Annotated in this window: 22 protein-coding genes; 10 read left to right on the plus strand and 12 right to left on the minus strand. The window is 69.7% G+C overall.

Going from position 1 to position 18,176, the window contains the following annotated elements; translation table 11 throughout:
* Positions 1–6 precede the first annotated feature (6 nt).
* The gene (locus AC5Y4S_RS06245; protein WP_500031074.1) at positions 7–930 is read left to right on the plus strand and encodes a catalase family peroxidase; all 924 of its coding nucleotides are present in this window, start codon (positions 7–9) and stop codon (positions 928–930) included.
* Positions 931–966: 36 nt separating this feature from the next.
* Positions 967–1,737, plus strand: coding sequence for a sulfite exporter TauE/SafE family protein (locus AC5Y4S_RS06250; protein ID WP_500032180.1), 771 nt, complete (start codon positions 967–969; stop codon positions 1,735–1,737).
* Here the strand turns inward: AC5Y4S_RS06250 and AC5Y4S_RS06255 are convergent.
* A complete protein-coding gene (locus AC5Y4S_RS06255; protein ID WP_500031076.1) occupies positions 1,724–2,809 on the minus strand; it encodes a glutamate--cysteine ligase in 1,086 nt (361 codons plus the stop codon). The genes AC5Y4S_RS06250 and AC5Y4S_RS06255 overlap by 14 nt on opposite strands.
* 34 nt (positions 2,810–2,843) lie before the next feature.
* Positions 2,844–3,281, minus strand: a complete 438-nt coding sequence (locus AC5Y4S_RS06260) for an anti-sigma factor antagonist (RefSeq protein ID WP_500031078.1) — start codon at positions 3,279–3,281, stop codon at positions 2,844–2,846.
* 155 nt (positions 3,282–3,436) lie between these two features.
* Between AC5Y4S_RS06260 and AC5Y4S_RS06265 the strand changes: the two genes are divergently transcribed.
* The gene (locus tag AC5Y4S_RS06265) at positions 3,437–4,057 is read left to right on the plus strand and encodes a TetR/AcrR family transcriptional regulator (RefSeq protein ID WP_500031081.1); all 621 of its coding nucleotides are present in this window, start codon (positions 3,437–3,439) and stop codon (positions 4,055–4,057) included.
* 148 nt (positions 4,058–4,205) lie between these two features.
* On the opposite strand, the gene AC5Y4S_RS06270 is transcribed toward AC5Y4S_RS06265, so the two are convergent.
* Together AC5Y4S_RS06270 and AC5Y4S_RS06275 are read right to left on the minus strand one after the other, a co-directional pair.
* Positions 4,206–4,862 carry a DedA family protein gene (locus AC5Y4S_RS06270; protein ID WP_500031083.1) on the minus strand — a complete coding sequence of 219 codons (657 nt, stop codon included), beginning with the start codon at positions 4,860–4,862 and terminating at the stop codon, positions 4,206–4,208.
* A complete protein-coding gene (locus AC5Y4S_RS06275) occupies positions 4,859–5,689 on the minus strand; it encodes an SGNH/GDSL hydrolase family protein (protein WP_500031085.1) in 831 nt (276 codons plus the stop codon). The genes AC5Y4S_RS06270 and AC5Y4S_RS06275 overlap by 4 nt, the downstream gene beginning before the upstream one ends.
* Positions 5,690–5,811: 122 nt before the next feature.
* On the opposite strand from AC5Y4S_RS06275, the gene AC5Y4S_RS06280 reads away from it, so the two are divergent.
* Positions 5,812–6,879 (plus strand): permease, encoded by a 1,068-nt coding sequence (locus AC5Y4S_RS06280; RefSeq protein ID WP_500031087.1) that lies wholly within the window; start codon positions 5,812–5,814, stop codon positions 6,877–6,879.
* Between the two features lie 26 nt (positions 6,880–6,905).
* Positions 6,906–7,706, plus strand: a complete 801-nt coding sequence (locus tag AC5Y4S_RS06285) for an IclR family transcriptional regulator (RefSeq protein WP_500031091.1) — start codon at positions 6,906–6,908, stop codon at positions 7,704–7,706.
* A 7-nt stretch (positions 7,707–7,713) separates the two neighbouring features.
* Here AC5Y4S_RS06285 and AC5Y4S_RS06290 read toward each other — a convergent pair whose 3' ends face one another.
* The 6 genes from AC5Y4S_RS06290 to AC5Y4S_RS06315 form a co-directional block, all read right to left on the minus strand.
* Positions 7,714–8,547, minus strand: a complete 834-nt coding sequence (locus AC5Y4S_RS06290; protein WP_500032181.1) for a polysaccharide deacetylase family protein — start codon at positions 8,545–8,547, stop codon at positions 7,714–7,716.
* 64 nt (positions 8,548–8,611) lie between these two features.
* A complete protein-coding gene (gene phtC, locus AC5Y4S_RS06295) occupies positions 8,612–9,340 on the minus strand; it encodes a 3,4-dihydroxyphthalate decarboxylase (protein WP_500031095.1) in 729 nt (242 codons plus the stop codon).
* Positions 9,337–10,131, minus strand: a complete 795-nt coding sequence (gene hcaB / locus AC5Y4S_RS06300) for a 3-(cis-5,6-dihydroxycyclohexa-1,3-dien-1-yl)propanoate dehydrogenase (protein ID WP_500031098.1) — start codon at positions 10,129–10,131, stop codon at positions 9,337–9,339. Before hcaB ends, phtC begins: the two co-directional genes overlap by 4 nt.
* Positions 10,128–10,355 (minus strand): dihydrodiol dehydrogenase, encoded by a 228-nt coding sequence (locus tag AC5Y4S_RS06305; RefSeq protein WP_500031100.1) that lies wholly within the window; start codon positions 10,353–10,355, stop codon positions 10,128–10,130. The genes hcaB and AC5Y4S_RS06305 overlap by 4 nt, the downstream gene beginning before the upstream one ends.
* A complete protein-coding gene (locus AC5Y4S_RS06310; RefSeq protein ID WP_500031102.1) occupies positions 10,352–10,888 on the minus strand; it encodes a 3-phenylpropionate/cinnamic acid dioxygenase subunit beta in 537 nt (178 codons plus the stop codon). Before AC5Y4S_RS06310 ends, AC5Y4S_RS06305 begins: the two co-directional genes overlap by 4 nt.
* The gene (locus tag AC5Y4S_RS06315; RefSeq protein WP_500032182.1) at positions 10,885–12,171 is read right to left on the minus strand and encodes an aromatic ring-hydroxylating dioxygenase subunit alpha; all 1,287 of its coding nucleotides are present in this window, start codon (positions 12,169–12,171) and stop codon (positions 10,885–10,887) included. Before AC5Y4S_RS06315 ends, AC5Y4S_RS06310 begins: the two co-directional genes overlap by 4 nt.
* A 300-nt stretch (positions 12,172–12,471) precedes the next feature.
* On the opposite strand from AC5Y4S_RS06315, the gene AC5Y4S_RS06320 reads away from it, so the two are divergent.
* Positions 12,472–13,410, plus strand: a complete 939-nt coding sequence (locus tag AC5Y4S_RS06320) for a Rieske (2Fe-2S) protein (RefSeq protein ID WP_500031104.1) — start codon at positions 12,472–12,474, stop codon at positions 13,408–13,410.
* Positions 13,407–13,892, plus strand: coding sequence for a hemerythrin domain-containing protein (locus AC5Y4S_RS06325; protein ID WP_500031106.1), 486 nt, complete (start codon positions 13,407–13,409; stop codon positions 13,890–13,892). Before AC5Y4S_RS06320 ends, AC5Y4S_RS06325 begins: the two co-directional genes overlap by 4 nt.
* Before the next feature lie 26 nt (positions 13,893–13,918).
* Here AC5Y4S_RS06325 and AC5Y4S_RS06330 read toward each other — a convergent pair whose 3' ends face one another.
* Positions 13,919–14,878, minus strand: a complete 960-nt coding sequence (locus AC5Y4S_RS06330) for an NADP-dependent oxidoreductase (RefSeq protein WP_500031108.1) — start codon at positions 14,876–14,878, stop codon at positions 13,919–13,921.
* A 97-nt stretch (positions 14,879–14,975) separates the two neighbouring features.
* On the opposite strand from AC5Y4S_RS06330, the gene pcaH reads away from it, so the two are divergent.
* From pcaH to AC5Y4S_RS06345, 3 genes are read left to right on the plus strand one after another with little or no spacing between them, the layout of a single operon-like run.
* A complete protein-coding gene (pcaH, locus tag AC5Y4S_RS06335) occupies positions 14,976–15,731 on the plus strand; it encodes a protocatechuate 3,4-dioxygenase subunit beta (protein ID WP_500031110.1) in 756 nt (251 codons plus the stop codon).
* Entirely contained in the window at positions 15,724–16,242 is a 519-nt protein-coding gene (gene pcaG, locus AC5Y4S_RS06340; RefSeq protein WP_500031113.1) for a protocatechuate 3,4-dioxygenase subunit alpha, read from the plus strand. The genes pcaH and pcaG overlap by 8 nt, the downstream gene beginning before the upstream one ends.
* Positions 16,239–17,465, plus strand: a complete 1,227-nt coding sequence (locus AC5Y4S_RS06345) for a lyase family protein (RefSeq protein ID WP_500031116.1) — start codon at positions 16,239–16,241, stop codon at positions 17,463–17,465. Before pcaG ends, AC5Y4S_RS06345 begins: the two co-directional genes overlap by 4 nt.
* Here the strand turns inward: AC5Y4S_RS06345 and AC5Y4S_RS06350 are convergent.
* On the minus strand, positions 17,452–18,099 hold the full coding sequence (locus AC5Y4S_RS06350) for a TetR/AcrR family transcriptional regulator (RefSeq protein ID WP_500031118.1): 648 nt from the start codon (positions 18,097–18,099) through the stop codon (positions 17,452–17,454). The two genes, AC5Y4S_RS06345 and AC5Y4S_RS06350, sit on opposite strands and share 14 nt — an antisense overlap.
* Between the last annotated feature and the right edge of the window lie 77 nt (positions 18,100–18,176).

An 18,176-nucleotide genomic window follows, 5' to 3' on the forward strand; every position in this document is an offset into this window, starting at 1 on the left:
TCGCCCATGGTCACTCCCGACGAGGCGATCGCGGCGATTCGAGGCACCGGCGGGGCGCAGCCGGGCTACCGCGCGCTGCACGCCAAAGGCACGCTGTACCGCGGCACGTTCACCGCGACCCCCGACGCGGCGGGCCTTTCGCGCGCCAAGCACCTCGACGGCTCGACGGTGCCCGCGCTGATCCGCTTCTCCAACGGATCGGGCAACCCGTCCCAGCGCGACGGCGCGCCCGGGGTGCGGGGGCTCGCGGTGAAGTTCACGCTGCCCGACGGGTCCACCACCGACGTCTCGACGCAGACCGCCCGGCTGTTCGTCTCCAGCACGCCGGACGGGTTCGTCGATCTGCTCAAGGCGATGCGGCCCAGCCCGACGACGCCGCTGCGCATGGCCAAGTACTTCCTGACCCATCCCCGGCTGTTCGGCGCCCTGCCCGTGCTGCGCGACGCCAACAAGGTGCCGACCAGCTACGCCACCATCGAGTACCACGGCCTGCACGCCTTCCGCTGGGTCGCCGCCGACGGCAGCGCCAGATTCGTTCGCTACCACTGGGTTCCGGCCACCGAGTCCAAGGCGCCGGCCCCGCAAAGTGACGGCCCGGACTTTCTCACCGACGAACTGAACGCGCGCCTGGCAACCGGTCCGGTCCGGTTCGACTTCCGCGTCCAGATCGCCGGGCCCGACGACTCGACGGTCGACCCGTCGGCGGCCTGGCAGAGCACCCAGATCGTCACCGTCGGCACGCTGCAGATCGACGGCCTGGACACGCAGCGCGAGCACGGCGGCGACATCGTCGTGTTCGACCCGATGCGCGTCACCGACGGCATCGAACCCTCCGACGATCCGGTGCTGCACTTCCGCAGCATCGCGTATTCGGCGTCGGTCAAGCTGCGCACCGGCGTGGACCGCGGGCCCGAAGCGCCGCCCGTCTGAGGCCGACTAAACTTCGCGGGAGTGCTGCTCTCCCATATGGTTTTGATCGTCGTGGCCGGGTTCGCCGCCGGCGCCATCAACGCCCTCGTCGGATCGGGCACCCTGGTCACCTTCCCGACGCTCGTCGCCCTCGGCTATCCGCCCGTCACTGCCACCATGTCGAACGCGGTCGGCCTGGTGGCGGGCAGCGTGTCGGGCACCTGGGGCTACCGCGCCGAGCTGGCCGGGCAGTGGGATCGGCTGCGCTGGCAACTGCCGGCGTCGCTGGCCGGTGCGGTGCTGGGCGCCTTCCTGCTGCTGCACCTGCCCCCGACGGTGTTCGCCCGCATCGTTCCCGTGCTGTTGGTGCTGGCGCTGGTGCTGGTGGTGATCGGGCCGAAGCTGCAGACGTGGGCGGCGCAGCGCGCGGAGGAGGCGGGGCGTTCGCCCGAGCACATCACGCCGGCACGCAAGGCCTTACTGGTGTTCGGGACGTTCGCCGTCGCGGTCTACGGTGGCTACTTCACCGCCGCGCAGGGCATCCTGCTGGTCGGCGTCATGGGCGCGCTGCTGCCCGAGTCGGTGCAGCGCATGAATGCGGCCAAGAACCTGCTGACGCTGGTGGTGAACGTCGTTGCGGCGGTGAGCTATTCGCTGGTGGCGTTCGGCCGGATCAGCTGGCCGGTCGCCGGGCTGATCGCGGCGGGCTCGCTGATCGGGGGACTGGTCGGGGCGCGCTACGGGCGCCGGCTCTCGCCGACGGCGCTGCGCTCGACGATCGTGGTGGTCGGGCTGATCGGCCTGTACCGTCTGCTCACCGTGGGTTGACGACGGCCTCGGCGATGACATCCATCACGTCGTGGCGCTTTTGCCACGCCCGCAGCTGACGCATCGCCCCGTTGCCCTGCGCAGCGACGCGCTCGAGTTCGGTTGTGACGCGGTCGTATTCACCGAGCGCGTCCAGCGCCGGGCGCACCCGCTGCACCAGCGCGCCCAACATCTGGCGCACCGGCACCGCCCCGCCGCCATGGATCAGGTCGAGCGTGTGTCCCGCGAGCCCGTCGTGCGCGGCCTTCCAGTACGCGGCCCGCAGCGCCGCGGGCGGCAGGCGCTCGTGGTCCCCGCCCCGCTCGTCGAGCGCCGTCATCACCGCGGCCCTGGCCAATGTCGCCAGCAGCACCGTCTCGTCGACCGTGGCCGGCACGTCGGCCACCCGGATCTCGACGGTCGGGAAGTTCTCCGACGGGCGCACATCCCAATAGACCATCTTGTGGTCGAGGATGACCTCGCTGTCGATCAGCATGCGCACGGTGCGGTCGTACTCCTCGGGCGCGGGGAAGAACGGCGGCGGCCCGGCCACCGGCCAGCGCCGCCACAGCACACTGCGCCAGCTCGCGTAGCCGCTGTCGGCGCTGCGATACACCCGCGAATTGGCCGACAGCGCAAGCAGTGACGGCAGCCACGGCCGCAGCCAGTTGCTGACCCGGATCGCGGCGGCCCGGTCGGGCACCTCCACATGGACGTGACACCCGCAGATGCCCTGCTCGTGCGCGACCATCCCGTACGCCTCGCCGATCCGCCGGTACCGGGGTGTGTCGGTGACGGGAAACTCGTGCGGCGTGCTGGGCGGCAGGCCGGCGGCGAGCAACTGCACCCCGGCGGCCTCGGCGGCCTCGGCGGCGGCGCGGCGCAGCCGGGTGAGTTGCTCGCCCAGTTCCGCGCTGGTCGCCGTGACGCTGGAGTTGGTTTCGACCTGGCAGCTGCTCAGTTCCAGCTGCAGGGTCGCGCCCCGCCGCTCGGCTTCCTCGGCCACCGCGGCGTTGCGGGGGGCCGGTTCGCCGGTACGCGGGTCGACGAGGAGGAATTCTTCCTCCGCACCGAAGGTGGGAAGCCCGCTCATTCAGCCGATTATCGGCCGATTGATTCGGGGCGGCTTACCAGCGAGCGGTCGACGCGAGCGCGGCGTCCGCGGTCGGGTAAACCGGCAGCAGGCGGTTCAGCCCGCAGGCGTCGACGATGCGGGCGACGAACGGTTCGCAGGTGACCAGGCGCAACTCGATGCCGCGCTCTCGACACCGCTTCGCCTCCTCGGCCAGCACCGCGAACGCGCAGCAGCCCATGAATTCGAGGCCGCTGACGTCGATGACGAAGGGACCGGGCGGGATGACGATGCTGGCGGCCTCGCCGACCAGCAGGCGCCAGGTGTGCTCGTTGCAGGCGTCGATCTCGCCACCGGCGTTGATGATCACCGCCGCGCCGTTGCGGTCGGTGGTCGCCCGCAGCGTGCTGTGTGGGTCACCCAGCTCGTGGACCAGCCGCGTGCTGAGGCTCAGGTGCGGACTGAAGGTTGATTCCGCAGTAGTCGGGCTCATGAGGGACTCCCTAATCTACCGACGCCGGGCGCCGGGATGGATGCCCGTCCTTCTGTCTGAAGACAGACGCTGCGCGGAGTGCGCGAATCTCATTTGTATAACGAGACAGGGCGGTCTGTCTACCTTAGCCTGTTAAGAGTATGGTAAGGCCCGGTATGACAAGCGACGATGTCACTCCTGTCATCAGCTCGGCCCGCGAACGCATCCTGACCGCGGCGTATGAGCTGTTCAGCCGGCGTGGGATCCGCGCCGTGGGCACCGACGAGGTGATCGTGCGGGCCGGCGTGGCCAGGGCGACCCTCTACCGCCACTTCCCGACGAAGGACGCGCTGGTGCTGGCGGTGCTGCAGCGGCGCGAGGAGGTCTGGACGCACGGCCTGATCGAGGAGCAGTCCCGGCAGCGGGGCAGCACCCCCGAGGAACAGCTGCTCGCGATCTTCGACGTGCTACACGACTGGTTCCAGTCGCGCGACGGGTACGAGGGCTGCTCATTCATCAACGTGCTCCTGGAGTTGGGCGCCGACCATCCCGCCGGCCAGGCCTGCATCGCCCACATCGACCACGTCCGCGACATCGTGCGCCGCCGCGCCGTCGCGGCCGGGCTGACCGACGTCGAGGAGTTCGCGTCGTCCTGGCACATCCTGATGAAGGGCGCGATGATCCTGGCGGCGGTGGGGGACCTGGACGCCGCCCAGCGCGCCCGCAAGATGGGCCTCTCGCTCATCGAGGAGCACCGCCCGGTCGAGCCGATCGACATCGGCGAGGCGGTGGGTTAGCCCGGTTCAACGCCTTGAGTGTGAATCCTGGGCTTTCAGCGTGAGCTGATGGCGGGATCCGGGCGACTTTCCCGCCCTGGACGCACGCGCAAAGCCATGGATTCACGCTAAACGGCCACGGAGCAGAGCGCGCGCTCGTCCGCCCGGTTCAGGCGGCGTCGGCTTCGGCTTTGCGGTGGTGCTCTTCTTCCAGCTCGGCGATCATCCGCGACGTGCGTTCACGCAGCAGGATCGCGGCGGTGACGCCGCACACGACGGCGACCACCAGCCCGATCCAGGAGAACCGCTCCAGCCAGCGTTCGGCGGCCATTCCGGCGAAGTACACGAGCGCGGTGGTGCCGCCCGCCCAGCAGATGCCGCCGGAGACATTGGCCGCCAGGAAGCGTGGGTAGGGCATCTTGAGCGCGCCGGCAAGCGGGCCGGCAAAGATCCGCAGCAAGGCGATGAAGCGGCCGAAGAACACCGCGCGGACGCCCCAGCGGTTGAACAGCTTTTCGGCGAGCGCGACGTGCCCGGGGCCGAAGTGTTTGGGGAACCGCCGGCCGAGCCGGTCAAAGAGCGGCAGGCCGTACCGGCGCCCGACCGAATAGCCGATCGAGTCGCCGACCACCGCGCCGATCACCGCGGCGGCGCCGACGCCGACGGGATTGACGGCCAGGTCGTGGTGCGACGACATCAGCGCCGCGCTCACCAGCACGATCTCACCGGGAAGGGGAACGCCCAGGCTCTCCACCCCGACCACACCGCCGACTACCAGGTAGACGAGCAGCGGTGGGATCGACTGCAGCAAAGCCTCCACGTTCATGGGTCAAGGATGCCTGACTGACCGACAAACCGCGCCGCACCTGGCGCGGTGACCGGTTCCAGGCGCGGGCGCTTGGGCACCCGCCCGTCGGCCGAGGATCTGCCGCGCATGCGCCGCCACACCCACGGCATGAACTTTTCCTGCGTCCAGCGCAGCTGTCCGTAGGTTCGGGTCCGGAACGGCAGCCGCGTGGGGGTGCCGCTCGCCTCGGCCCAATCATGGTTGCTGCCGGGCAGATTCAGGGCCTCGGCCGCCGCGGCGGCAAATAGGATGTGGCCCTTGGTGGATGCGTGCACGCGGTCGACGTCCCAGGTGTCCAGGTCGCGCATCGAGGGCGCGTCGTAGAGGTCGACCAGCCGGAAGCCGTATTGGTCGGCGGCGGCCCGGATCGCGTCGTTGATGCGGGCGAGCCGCCCGGAGACGAGCCGGCCCAGCGGGAGGAACTGCGCGACGTTCGGGAACGTGGTGGTCACCACCGTCGCCCCGGATTCGGCGAGCGCGGCGTGCATGCGATCGAGGTTGGCCAGCGCCCGGCCGAACGAGTTTCCCGGCTGGATGACGTCGTTCATCCCGACGCACACGGTGATCAGGTCCGGCCGCATCGCGAGCGCCGCCGGGAGCTGCTCGTGCAGCACGTCGGCCACCAGCTTGCCGCGAATCGCCAGGTTGGCGTAGTGCAGCCCGGGATAGTGCGAATCGATCATTGCGGCGAGCCGGTCGGCAAACCCGAGGAAGCCGACGGTGTCGTTGCCGTCCCACAGGCCCTCGGTCTGGCTGTCCCCGATGGCGACGTATCGGCTGTATCCGGTCTCGGTAGCCCCGTACACGATGCCGAGACTAACCGGTAAGTCCGTTTTCGGGGGCCATCGCGTGGCGTGGCGCGGGCGATCCCTCGAGCCCGTCGGCCCCGGTGGGCGCTGCCAGGGGTTGTCGGTTAGCGTCATTGAGCGTGGCGCTGCCATTGAGTCTCAACGCAATTCGCTCGCCGGGCCGCGCGGGTGTGGCGCTAGGGGCGGTCGCCACGGCAGCGGTGTTCGTGACGGGGCTCCTGTGGGCCAAGTGGACGCCATATGCGACGAAGGCGCTGAGGGCCCAGCGAACCCATCACTGGCCGGGATCGAACATCCTCACCGTGGGCGGCGTGCACACCGGCGACGCCCCGACCTGGCATGCCGCCACGACGTTCTTCCACGCCTACGTCCTGTCCATCTGGCAGGCGCTGGTGGTGGCGCTGCTGATCAGCGCGTCGGTTCAGGCGTTCATACCGCGCTCCTGGTTGCCCCGCGTGCTGAACCGGCGTCGCCTGGTTACCAGCGCGGTGGCCGGCGGCCTTGCCGGCATCCCGTCGATGATGTGCACATGCTGCGCCGCCCCGGTCGCCGTCACCCTGCGGCGCAACGGGGTCAGCCGAGTCGCCGCCATCGCGTATTGGTTGGGAAACCCCGTGCTGAATCCCGCGGTGCTGGTCTTCCTGGTGTCCGTCGCGCCGTGGCAGTGGGCGCTGACCAGGCTGGTGGTCGGGATCGCCGCGGTGGTCGGCGTCGCGACTGTCGTCGGCCTGATGACGCGGTCGCGGCGAGTTCCACCGCCCGAGGCGCCCGCCCCCGCGCCGCAGCCCTGGGCGCCCGCCCGAAGCTTCGCGGGAGCCCTGCTGCGCTTGTGCCTGGTCCTGCTGCCCGAGTACGCCGTCCTGGTGCTTGCACTCGGTGCGTTCCGCGGCTGGCTCCTCACCCTGACCCGCCTGCAGCAGGGCGGCCTGCTGGTCGTGGTGCTCGCGGCTGTCGTCGGCACGCTCATCGTCATCCCGACGGCGGGCGAGATCCCGATCCTGCAGGGTCTGGCGCTGCTCGGCGTCTCGTCGGGAACCCTGGGCGCGCTGTTGATCACCCTTCCGGCGGTCAGCGTCCCGGGTGCGGTGATGGTCGCACGCAGCTTCGGCTGGCGGGCCGTCGCGACGGCGGTGGTTGTGATGATCGCGGCGGGCCTGCTCGGCGCGGCATTCCTGACCCTGATTTGAATGGTGTCCCGAGTACCGTCACTGCCATGAGCAGCAGGCAACGGGCCGGAAGCGAGGCGTCCGCCGAACCGCTTGCGCCGCAGTACCCGATCGAGTCGGTCGACAACGCGCTGAAGCTGCTGCTGTTGCTGGGGGAGCGGCCCGAGATCCGGTTGAGCGAGGCCACCCGATACCTGGGCGTCGCGCCCTCGACCGCGCACCGGCTGCTGGCGATGCTGGCCTACCGCGGCTTCGTGCGCCAAGACCCGACCTCCAAGGCGTACCTGCCCGGTCCCTCGCTCACCGGCGTCGCGTTCGCGGTCTTCGGCCGGCTCGACATCCAGCGGTCCGCCGCGCCGATCATGCGTGCGCTGAGCGAGCAACTGCGCGAATCGATCCACGTCGGGATGCTCGACGGCGCCGACGTCCACTTCGTCGCCGCGATCGAGGGTCCGGCGGCGGTCCGGGTGGCGTCCCGGCTGGGGCGCACCATGCCGGCACACTGCACCTCGACCGGCAAGGTGATGCTCGCCCAGCTGCCCGAACACGAACTGCGCCAACTGTTTCCGAACGAAGAGCTGGAACGGGTCACCTCGCATTCGATCGGCCGCCGCACCGAGCTGGAGGCCGAGCTGTCCCGCATCCGCGAGCGGGGCTACGCCATCAACCGCGAGGAGAGCGAGGACGGTGTCGCCTCGGTCGCGGTGCCGATCCCGACGCGGGCGCCGGGCGTGCGGCTCGCGCTGAACGCCGCCGCGCCGCAGGACCGGCTCGACGGCGACCGCTACCCATCGGTGGTGGCCGCTCTTGTCAAGGCGGCCAAGGAGATTGGCGATCAGATCGGCTGAGGCTGATTTAGCCGGCGAAACGCGCTGTGCGGTGCGGGATTTCGGGCTTCAGGAAGACGTCGTTGAGCGTCACGGTGCGCAGCCTGCGGGCCCGGATGATGTCCACCAGCTGCTTGTAAACGTGGGTGACCGGGGCGTGGTTGAGGTGACCGATCACGATGTTCTGCCGGGTGAAGGACAGCTCGGCCAACTTGACGATCTGGTCTTCGGACAGCAGCGCGGAATCCCGCAGGTCCCCGGACCACAGCGTGGGCACCTGGTAGCCCATATCGGCGGCCACCGCGTCCACCACTGCGTTGTGATGGCCGTAGGGCGGCCGGAAGTACGGGGTGGCGTCCACGCCGTAGGTGTTCCGCAGGAATTGATCGGTGCGACCGAGTTCGTCGGCCACCTGGTTCGGCGTGAGTTTCGTCAGGTCCGGGTGCGACCAGGTGTGGTTGGCCAGCTGGATCTGTCCGGATTCGACGAGCGGGCGAAGCACCGCGGCGTTGTCGGTCCACGACCGATAGGAGCCGGTGACGAAATAGGTGAGCCGCACGCCGGTGTCCCTGGCGAATTCGGTATAGAGCCGGACCACATCGGTGTCGACGCCGTCGTCGACCGTCCAGGCCAGCAGGTCACCGTCGCCGGGAAGCTTGCTCAGCACCGCGCCGCCCGGCAGCGCGACTCGCGCGGCACGGTCCGGGGGCGACAGCAACGGCGGCAGGGCCGGGGCGGCGGGGGTCGGCGCGGATCCGGGAACCTCGGCGCGCGCCACCCTGGGACCGCCGTCGGCGCACCACGAGATCCCGGTGACCGCCACCGTCGCGGCCACCGCCACCAGGAAGCGCCTCCGGTCCAGTTCGCTCACGTCGGCCAGGTTAAGCCCGCCGCCGCCGCTATCCGGGCAGGGCGCGCGCCCGATATCAACCTGTGACTTCGCCCAACCGCGCGATCTCGTGTCGCCAGGCCGCGTCGGTGTGCAGGCCCGGGCCTAGGTCCGGGAGGTCGTCCCAGTCGGCGTCGTCGATGTCGCGCAGCGTGCCGCCGGCCGCACGCACTCGCAACGCCATCCGCGCCAGGGAGTCGAGGCTGATCGCCTGCAGCACCGCCTGTTGAATTGTGTTGGCGGCGCTCGTGATCCCGTGGCCGCGCAGGATCACCACCGGCCGACCGCGCATTGCCTCGACCATTTCCTTGCCCAGCTTGGAGTTTCGGATCAGCACCGCGCGCTCGTAGACCGGCACGCCGTCGCGCGCCAGCCGCGCGCCGGGGATGTCGTAGGCCCCGTAGATCGGCCGGATCGAGATGCCGGCGAGGTCGGCGGCGACGACGGCGGGCGGGTGCAGGTGCGCGACGGCCCGGTGCCCGGGATCGGCGCGCATGGTTTCGACGTGGATGGGCAGCTCGTTCGGGACGCGATAGCCGTCGAGTTCGCCTGCGGCGCCAGCCGTTCCGTCGAATTTGACGAGCCGGATGTCGCTGGGGCGGGTGAACGCCACCCCGGTGTCGGTGTCGCTGCGGCAGCGGACGAGCAGGCGTTCGTCGTCGACGCGCAGGCTCAGGTGACCGAGGATGCCGTCGACCAAGCCGCGCGCCGCCGCGACCCGGCAGCCCTGCGCCACCAGCTCGCGTTGCTGGTCGAGCCCCGTCATCGCGGTGCGCCCAGCCCGAATCCGCCGTCGGGGTGGACGGTTTCGCCGGTGATGCCGCGCGAGCGGTCCGACGCCAGGAACACGAAGCTCCAGGCGTGGTCCCCGCCGGTGAGCGCGACGCCGAGCGGGCTGCGCGCCGCCACGTCGCGAGCCCGGTCGGGGGTGTCGTCGAGGCGCACGCCCTCGAGCCCCAGGCTGGCGAGGCCGCGGAGGTCGGTGTTCAGCGTGCCGCCCGGCGCCACCCCGTTGACCCGAATCTGCGGTGCCAGTTCGTGAGCCAGCGTCGCCACCAGCCCGCGAACGGCGAACTTCGACGACACGTACAGCGCGCCGCCCCGCCCGGGGTAGTAGGACGACGCCGACTCGGTCAACACGATCGACGACCCGCTCGCGGCCCGCAGCGCGGGCAGCGCCGCCTTGACCGACTGCAGGTGGCTCAACACGTTGGTGCGGAACATCTCGTCGAACGCTCCCGACAGGTCGCCGGCGTCGATGTCGCCGACGCCCCGGTAGAAATCGAAGATTCCGACGCAGTTGACGAGCGTGTCCAGCCCGCCGAATTCGTCCACCGCCGCGGCGACGGCGCGCTCGTTGGCCTCGCGGGTGACGGCGTCGCCCTCGACCACCGGCACGCCGGGCGACTCCCGCCGCAACCGCTCGCACTTATCGGAATCACGTTCCAGCACGGCGACTTTGGCGCCCTCGGCGTGAAACGCGTCCACCACGGCCCGGCCGATCCCCGACCCTGCGCCCACCACCAGCGCCCGCTTGCCCTCGAGCCAGTCAGTCACGGCTGGTCCTGTTCGTCGGGCAGCAGCGGGCCATCGGGATTGCCGACCATGGCCGTCAGCGTACGGGTGTTCTGCCGGGTCAGCGCCTCGATCTCGAGCGCGTCGAGGGAGATCGAGCGTCCGGTCTTGGGCGCGCTGATCAGCAGCCGCGACCCGTTGCGGGTGTCGATCCGCTGGATGACGACCTCGGTGAACTCGTTGGCTATCGTGATGGATTCGCTCACAGGAACACCGCCAAATTCTGCATCCGCAACACCGACTCGTCGACAAAGATGGTGCGGCGGGCCAGCTTCCAGCGATCGCCGCACCAGCGCAGCAGGTCCTCGCGCCCGCACGACACCAGCGCGCTCTCATTCACGTCGCCGCGGCTGCGGAAGAGGAGCTCGGCCGACTCGACGACGAGGTGGGTGTCGTCGTCGGCATACGTGCGCACGTTGGTGATGAAGTGGCGCAGCCGCGACGGCGGGTCCTCGGTCCAGGCGTGCTCGGTGGCGAAGCGGGCCGCCCGCTGGGTCAGGGAGTACTTGTCTTCGTCGAAGTGCGCCATGCCAGGCTTGGGAAAAGGCGACGTATCGAACCCGGCACCGCGCGCGGTGGTGACCCGGACCGGCATGACGTAGCGCACGTCGTCGGTCAGCGTGTCCAGCCACGCGTCGTAGTGCTGGGCGTCCAGCAGGTAGGCCTCGTCGACCAGGAACTGATGCGCCTGATGGTGTCGAAGGTCGCTAAAAGGCAGGCAGGGTAACGGTTTTCTCATTGCAGGTAGTCCGCCCACAGCTTGAGCAGTTCGCGCTGATTGTGCTCGTTGTAGCCGACCTGGGCGCGCCCGGGCCCGTGGAAGGCGTCGGCGGGGAGGGCCTCAACGACGGGGCTGTCGTCGCCGAGCAGTCCCATCCGGCTGTTCAGCAGCAGCCGCCGCGCCATCGAGCCGCCCGCGGTGGCGGTCAGCGACACCCAGTTCTCCACGTCGTCCTGCTCGAACATGCCCGTCGACCCGAAGCACATCAAATAGGCCTTGTAGGAGTCCTTCTTGAATTGTTCGGGTGCGGCGGAGTCCACCGCGAACCAGGAACACACCTCGGTTTCGTTCTGGCTGATCGGCTGCCACAACCGGATCGAGATGAAGGGCAACACCTGATCATCTTGGCCGTCGCGGACTTTCGGCCAGTTGTGCACGAAGCTGAGGTTGGGAAAGCAGGTGGCCGCGGAGATCATGAACCCGTCCTCGCCGACCATTCGCTGCTGCCGGGGTGTCCAGGCGTCCCTGATGCGGCCGATCATCTCGTCGGGGTAGCCGACGTAGCGCATCCGTTGGCCGAAGTCGCCCGGCGGCAACTTGTATGTGGTGCCACCGCCGCGGTGCGCCCAATACGTCGCTCCGTCCTTGCGCTTCTGGGCTTTTGGCTCGCGGAACAGCCCGATGTCGACGATCGACGCGTGCGTGTGCGGCGTGTGGTACATGTCGCCGGCGAAGTTCTCGGCGCCGATCTTCCAGTTCGCCTTGATGCGCCATCGCTGCGGCCCCCGCACCTCCAGGCCGCGGGCGCTCTGCTTGGTGTAGAAGTCCAGGTAGAACCGGAAGTCGCCGAGGAAATCCTTCAGCGGTTCGGCCGCCGGGTCCATGCTGATGAACATCAACCCGTTGTAACTCGCGAAATTCGGTGCGGCGAGCAGGCTTTGGCCATCCCGCGCGAGCCCGTCCTCGCCGCCGTAGGCCTCGCGGTGAAACGGCAGCCCGATCAGCCGGCCGTCGTTGCGATAGGACCAGCCGTGGTACGGGCAGCGAAAGTTGGAGGCGTTGCCTAGCTCCGCGCGGCACACCTGCATCCCGCGGTGCCGGCACATGTTGAACAAGGCCCGCACGCTGCCCTCCGAATCGCGGGCGATGATGAACGAGTCGTCGAGAACCCGGCGCACCACGTAGTCGCCGTCGTGCGGGATCTCCGATTCGTGGCCCACGAACGTCCACGCCCGGCCGAAGAGGCGCTCCTTTTCCAGTGCGAACAGCTCGGCGTCGTTGTAGATGTGGGCGGGGATCATCCCGCGCCGGACGTTGTCGAAAACGCACTGAAGGTCGGTCACGCGGTCCTCTGTTATTCAGAAATCATTTCTGCTAAATAGAATCCCGCACCCCGCCCCCCTGGTCAACCCCGCGGCCAGGGACCTCGGAGCATCCTTATGGCTAACTCACAGGTGTTGGACAACCGCGGACCAAGGCGGCGCGGTTACCGTGGTCACCGTGAGCTCACTGAAGGTGTGAGCGCGAAGTAATGCCGCGGTAATCGCCGATTTTGCGGCCATTATCGCTGTGTCACTTTTCATCTGAGGAAGGGCGGTGTCATGGTTGAACGGTCCCGGGGGGCCGGTGGCCGGCTGCGGGAACTCGGACCGCGAGTGCTGTCAGCTATCGGGCGTCAGGAGTGGCTGGATCGGCCGAGCTACCGCTTCGAGCACCTCCTCAGCTTCGGCTACAACGCGCTGGGCGGGGCCCGCGACACCGTCACCAACGCGCTGCACGGCGTCTGGCTCGGGCACCCGGTTCATCCGCCGCTGGCGTCGCTGACGAGCGGGGCGCTCGGCACCACGGTGGCGCTGGACGCGCTGAGCCTGCTGCCCGGCCAGCGGCCCAGCGAGGTCCGCGACGCGTCCCGGTTCGCCTCCCGCGCGCTGGGGGTGGGGATCCTGGCGAGCATCGGGTCGGCGATCACCGGCACCACCGACTGGCAGCACACCCACGAGGAGGACCGCCGGGTCGGCCTGGTGCACGGGCTGGTGAACCTTGCCGCCACAGCGCTTTACGCCCAATCCTGGTGGGACCGCCGCCGCGGGCGCCATGGCCGCGGCATCGCGCTCACCGCGCTCGGCTACGCGATCACCCTCGGCGGCAGCTACCTCGGCGGGTCGCTGGTGTTCGAGTCCGGCATCGGCATCGACCGGTCGGGGGAGCGGTTGCGCGCCACGGAGTGGACGCCGGTGCTGCCGGCGAGCTCGCTGAACGGAAAGCCGGTGCGTGTCGAGGTCGACGGCGTGGGATTGGTTGTGTGCCAAACGAAGCCGGGGGAGGTGTCGGCGTTCGGTGAGTTCTGCCCGCACCTGGCCGCGCCGATGGCCGACGGGTGGGTCGATCGCGGCCGGGTCGTGTGCCCCTGGCACGGTTCGTGGTTCGCGGCCGAATCCGGCGAGGTGTTGCGCGGCCCGGCGGCGGCGCCGCTGCCGTGTTACGAGGCCAGGTTGGCCGACGGAATGGTTGAGGTGCGTGCCGAGGAGGTAGCGAAGTGAACGCCTATGACGTCTTGAAGGAGCACCACGTCGTGATCAAGGGCCTCGGCCGCAAGGTCAGCGAGGCGCCGGTGAATAGCGAAGAGCGCCATGACCTTTTCGACGAGATGCTGATCGAACTCGACATCCACTTCCGCATCGAGGACGACCTGTACTACCCGGCGCTCAAGGACGCCAGCAAGCTGATCGCCGTCGCGCACGCCGAGCACCGACAGGTGGTCGACCAGCTTTCCGTGCTGCTGAAGACGCCGCAGAGCGCGCCCGGCTACGAAGACGAGTGGAACTCCTTCAAGACCGTGCTGGAAGCGCACGCCGACGAGGAGGAGCGCGACCTGATCCCCGCCCCGCCCGAGGTGAAGATCACCGAGGCCGAACTCGAGGAGCTGGGCAACCAGATGGCCGCGAAGATGGAGCAATACCGGGGCTCCGCGCTGCACCGGCTGCGCACCAAGGGCCGCGCGGCGCTGGTGCGCTCTTTGTAACGGTCCGTTGATGCCGGTGCTCGCCTTCACCAGGTGAGCACGAGGCGACCTCGCACACCGCCGGCCTCCAGTCGGCTGTGTGCGTCGGCGGCTTGCGCGGCGGGCAGCGTGTCAGCAACGCGCAGGGTTAACACGCCCTTTTCGACGAGATCGCGCAAAGTGCCGAGCACATCGGTGCGTGTGGTGTGGTCGGTGACGGACACCACGCGCCACCTGATGGACCGCTCAGCGCTGCCGACGTGCTGGCGCGCCGAGGCGACCGCGCCGCCGTCTCGGATCGCGGGAACGATGGCGTCGGTGTACAGCGCCGCGTCGACGGCACCGTCCACTCCACCGGGTACCGCGTCACGAATGTGTTCGGCCACTCTGTCACCGCGGGGGATGACGATGTCGGCACCCAACCGCATGACCAGGTCCTCATCGTTTTCCGCGGCGTCGGCGATCACTTGCAGCCCTTGATGTTTGGCTAGTTCAACGGCGTAGCCCCCCAGGGCACCGGCCGCCCCCGTCACCGCGACGGTACCGCCACGGGGAACGGCCAGGGCTTCGAGCATGGCGTACGCGGTGAGCGCGTTCATCAGAAGGGTCGACGCGGCAACGGTTGTGGCGTTGCTCGGTGCGCGAACGACGGAGCGCGAGTCGGTCACGACGTATTCCGCGTACGCGCCGACCTTGCCCATCGGGCTGAGCGTGAGTCCGATGACCCGCTCTCCCACGCCGATCGCCCCACCGCCAGGGGCCTCGTCGAGAACCCCGCAGAAATCCCAGCCCGTCACGTACGGCGGCTCGGGATAGCCGCCGCCCGGCAGGGTTTCTGGCGCGTAATTGCGTTTCATCCACCCCGATCGGGCCGCCGTGTCAGCCGGATTGACCGCCGCGGCCTGCACGCGGACTCGGACCTGCCCGGGCCCCGCGTGGGGTTCCGGCATCTGCGTTATTCGCAGCACTTCCGGACCACCGAACTCGGTATAGCCGATCGCTTTCATGCCAGCCACAACTGATCACGTGCGGTCGCTATTTCACGCCGCGCGCCGGTGGCGTTGCACCGGGTAAGTCGGCCGAGCGGGAGTAGCGTCACAGCTCATGAACCCCGAGGATGTCGCGTCCCAGGACGACATCACGGCGGAGATGGCCGCGATCGCACGCGCCGGCGGGCACGGGGATCAGGCACGGCCGCGGCTCGACTATCCGCCCTATCGCAGCACGGCGCTGCGCCATCCCAACCGGCCCGCGCTGCTCGTCGACCCGGAGGAGCTCGAGCGCCACGCGCCGTGCTTCGGCGGCCGGGACGTCGACCCTCGTGACGCCGACCTGACGGCCGGCCATCCCGGTGAGCCGATCGGGGAGCGGATCGTCGTGGCGGGGCGGGTGCTCGACGACTCGGGCAGGCCGGTGGCGGGCCAGCTGATCGAGATCTGGCAGGCCAACGCCGCCGGCCGCTACCGCCACCCGGTCGACCAGCACCCGGCCCCGCTGGATCCGAACTTCGTCGGCGCCGGCCGTTGCCTCACCGGACCCGACGGGTCGTACCGCTTCCTGACCGTCAAGCCAGGCCCCTACCCGTGGCGCAACCACCGCAACGCCTGGCGCCCGGCACACATCCACTTCTCGGTATTCGGAACGGCTTTCACGCAACGCCTGGTCACCCAGATGTACTTCCCGGGCGACCCGCTGTTCGACCTGGATCCGATCTTCCAGTCGATCCCCGATCCCGCCGCCCGGGCGCGGCTGATCGCCCGCTACGACCACGACCTCACCCAGCCCGAGTACGCCACCGGCTACCGCTGGGACATCGTGCTCTGCGGCGCCGCCCGGACCTGGACCGAAGACGATGGCTGAATTCGCCTGCACCCCAGGGCAAACCGTCGGTCCCTTCCTTGGGCTGGGCTTGCCGTATCCCGGTGACAGCCAGCTGGTCGGCGACGGACATCCGCAGGCGGTCCGGCTGCACGGCACGGTCTACGACGGCGCCGGGCAAGCGGTGCCGGACGCGCTGGTCGAACTGTGGCAGGCCGATGGCGCCGGCCGCGTCCCGCGGCTGGCCGGCTCCCTACGGCGCGACGAAACATCGTTCACCGGATGGGGCCGGTGCGCAACGGACGCCGCGGGCCGTTACTCGTTCACCACCGTGGCACCCGGCCCGGGCGCACCCGGGCGCGCACCGTTCTTCGCGCTCGCCGTCTTCGCGCGCGGCCTGCTGGATCGACTGTTCACCCGCGCCTACCTGCCGCACGGCGATGCGGCGGTGGCCGGCCTGGTATGTGTCCCCGAAACCGGCTGGGCGGGATACCGTTTCGACATCCACCTGCAGGGCCCCAACGAGACCGTGTTCCTGGACTACCGGCGATGACCAACCTGCTGTGGCCCGGCGACCAGCGGGCGGGGACGCACATGACGGACGCCGCGCTGCTGCAGGCGATGGTCACGGTGGAATCCGCCTGGCTGGGAGCGCTGACTGCCGCCGGCCTGGCGCCCGGCGAATGCGCCGGAGCCGACCTGGCGGCCCTGCTGCGGGACGGCGACGGCGAGTCGCTCGCGGCCGGCGCCGAGGGCGGCGGCAACCCGGTCATCGGCCTGGTCGACCTGTTGCGCGGGCGGGCCGCCCCGGCCATCGCTCCGTGGATCCACCGGGGCCTCACCAGCCAGGATGTCCTCGACACCGCCCTGATGCTGGGCGTGCGCGCCGCCGCCGACACCCTGACATCCGAACTCACCCAGCAGGTTTCGACGCTGTCGGGCCTAGCCGCGGCGCACCGGGGTACGCCCATGGTGGCCCGCACCCTCACCCAGCACGCGGCGCCCACCACGTTCGGCGCCAAGGCGGCGGGCTGGCTCGACGGGGTCGTCGACGCGCACGTGCGGCTCGGCGGGTTGGTCACCCCGATTCAGGTCGGCGGCGCGGCCGGGACGCGGGCTGCGACCATCGAGCTGGCGACGCTGCTCGGGGGCGCTGCGGACCCGTCGGCAGTCTCCGATCGCCTCTCGCGAAGCGTTGCAACGTCTTTGGGGCTGAGCGACCGGACGCCATGGCACACGACGCGAACGCCGGCCACGGCGGCGGGGGACGCCTTCGTCGGGTGCACCGACGCCTGGGGCCGCATCGCCTCGGACGTCGTCACCCTGGCCCGTCCGGAGATCGGCGAACTCGGCGAGCCGGCGGGCGAAAACCGCGGCGGGTCGTCGTCGATGCCGCACAAGCGCAACCCGGTGCTGTCCATCCTGATCCGGCGGGCCGCCGTCACGGCGCCGCAGTTGGCCTCGACGCTGCACACCGCCGCCGCGTTGGCCAACGACGAACGGCCCGACGGCCCGTGGCACGCCGAATGGGACACCCTGCGCACGCTGACCCGACGGACCGTGGTCGCAGGTTCGCAGTGCGGCGAACTGCTGGCCGGGCTTCAGGTGCATTCCGCGCGGATGGCCGAAAACCTGCGCCTGGCAGACGTTTACGGCGAGCAGCGCGCGATCGCGGAGCTGGCGGGCAAGGCCCCGTCGGCAACTTACTTCGGTGCCGCCGACCGTCTGATCGACCAGAGCCTGGACCGCGCCGCGCGGATCCTCAAAAACCGCTAGTGGCCAACGCCTCGGCGTCGGCCTTGTAGATGCTGGCCATCCAGATGTGCACCAGCATGTCGATCACGCGGTCCTCGGGGATCGCCGGCTCCTCGGCGGTGAACGTCGCGGCCATCACCCGCTCGCTCAACATGTTCAGCGCGACGGACAGATCCTCGGCCGGGTAGGTGTCCGGGGCGGCACCGCGGCGGCGCTCGGCCTTGATCGCCGCCGTGGTGTGCGAGATCCACTTCTGCATGAGTGTCGACCACAGCTGCCGGACCTCGGGGTTGGTGGCCTTCGCCGCGGCGCCCGCCACGGCGACCGCCCGATGCGAGCCCGACACCTCGAAGAACGCCTCGATGCGTGCCCGCCACAGCGCCGCGGGGTCGCCGAACAGTCTGCCGCCCAAGGCCGTAAGCGCCGCGTGTGCCTTGCCGTTCATCTGGTCCAGCAGCGACAGCAACACGGCGTTCTTCGACTGGAAATAAAAGTAGAAGGTGGGACGGGAAATGCCCGCGCCCCTCGCCAGATCGTCGACGGAGAAGTCGGCCAGCGGCCGCTCCTGCAGCAGGCGCTCCGCGGTGGCCAGGATGGCCTGCTCGCGGTCATCGCCCGAATGATGCGACGGACGGCGACCGCGGGAGGCGTGCATCTACTCGGCCTGCGCGAGGTCGTCCACGAAAGTTACTTTATGGACGCGTCGATATAAGTCAACGAATTGTTGATTAC

The sequence above is a fragment of the Mycobacterium sp. NGS64 genome, assembly GCF_059812245.1.

Coding starts and splice junctions, on each gene's coding strand:
- AC5Y4S_RS06345 (WP_500031116.1), top strand. CDS start 16,239: ATGACCAACCTGCTGTGGCCCGGCGACCAGCGGGCGGGGACGCACATG.
- AC5Y4S_RS06245 (WP_500031074.1), top strand. CDS start 7: ATGGTCACTCCCGACGAGGCGATCGCGGCGATTCGAGGCACCGGCGGG.
- phtC (WP_500031095.1), bottom strand. CDS start 9,340: ATGACGGGGCTCGACCAGCAACGCGAGCTGGTGGCGCAGGGCTGCCGG.
- pcaG (WP_500031113.1), top strand. CDS start 15,724: ATGGCTGAATTCGCCTGCACCCCAGGGCAAACCGTCGGTCCCTTCCTT.
- AC5Y4S_RS06350 (WP_500031118.1), bottom strand. CDS start 18,099: ATGCACGCCTCCCGCGGTCGCCGTCCGTCGCATCATTCGGGCGATGAC.
- AC5Y4S_RS06260 (WP_500031078.1), bottom strand. CDS start 3,281: ATGAGCCCGACTACTGCGGAATCAACCTTCAGTCCGCACCTGAGCCTC.
- AC5Y4S_RS06250 (WP_500032180.1), top strand. CDS start 967: ATGGTTTTGATCGTCGTGGCCGGGTTCGCCGCCGGCGCCATCAACGCC.
- AC5Y4S_RS06330 (WP_500031108.1), bottom strand. CDS start 14,878: ATGAAAGCGATCGGCTATACCGAGTTCGGTGGTCCGGAAGTGCTGCGA.
- pcaH (WP_500031110.1), top strand. CDS start 14,976: ATGAACCCCGAGGATGTCGCGTCCCAGGACGACATCACGGCGGAGATG.
- AC5Y4S_RS06255 (WP_500031076.1), bottom strand. CDS start 2,809: ATGAGCGGGCTTCCCACCTTCGGTGCGGAGGAAGAATTCCTCCTCGTC.
- AC5Y4S_RS06270 (WP_500031083.1), bottom strand. CDS start 4,862: ATGAACGTGGAGGCTTTGCTGCAGTCGATCCCACCGCTGCTCGTCTAC.
- AC5Y4S_RS06310 (WP_500031102.1), bottom strand. CDS start 10,888: ATGAGAAAACCGTTACCCTGCCTGCCTTTTAGCGACCTTCGACACCAT.
- AC5Y4S_RS06265 (WP_500031081.1), top strand. CDS start 3,437: ATGACAAGCGACGATGTCACTCCTGTCATCAGCTCGGCCCGCGAACGC.
- AC5Y4S_RS06285 (WP_500031091.1), top strand. CDS start 6,906: ATGAGCAGCAGGCAACGGGCCGGAAGCGAGGCGTCCGCCGAACCGCTT.
- AC5Y4S_RS06320 (WP_500031104.1), top strand. CDS start 12,472: ATGGTTGAACGGTCCCGGGGGGCCGGTGGCCGGCTGCGGGAACTCGGA.
- AC5Y4S_RS06315 (WP_500032182.1), bottom strand. CDS start 12,171: ATGATCCCCGCCCACATCTACAACGACGCCGAGCTGTTCGCACTGGAA.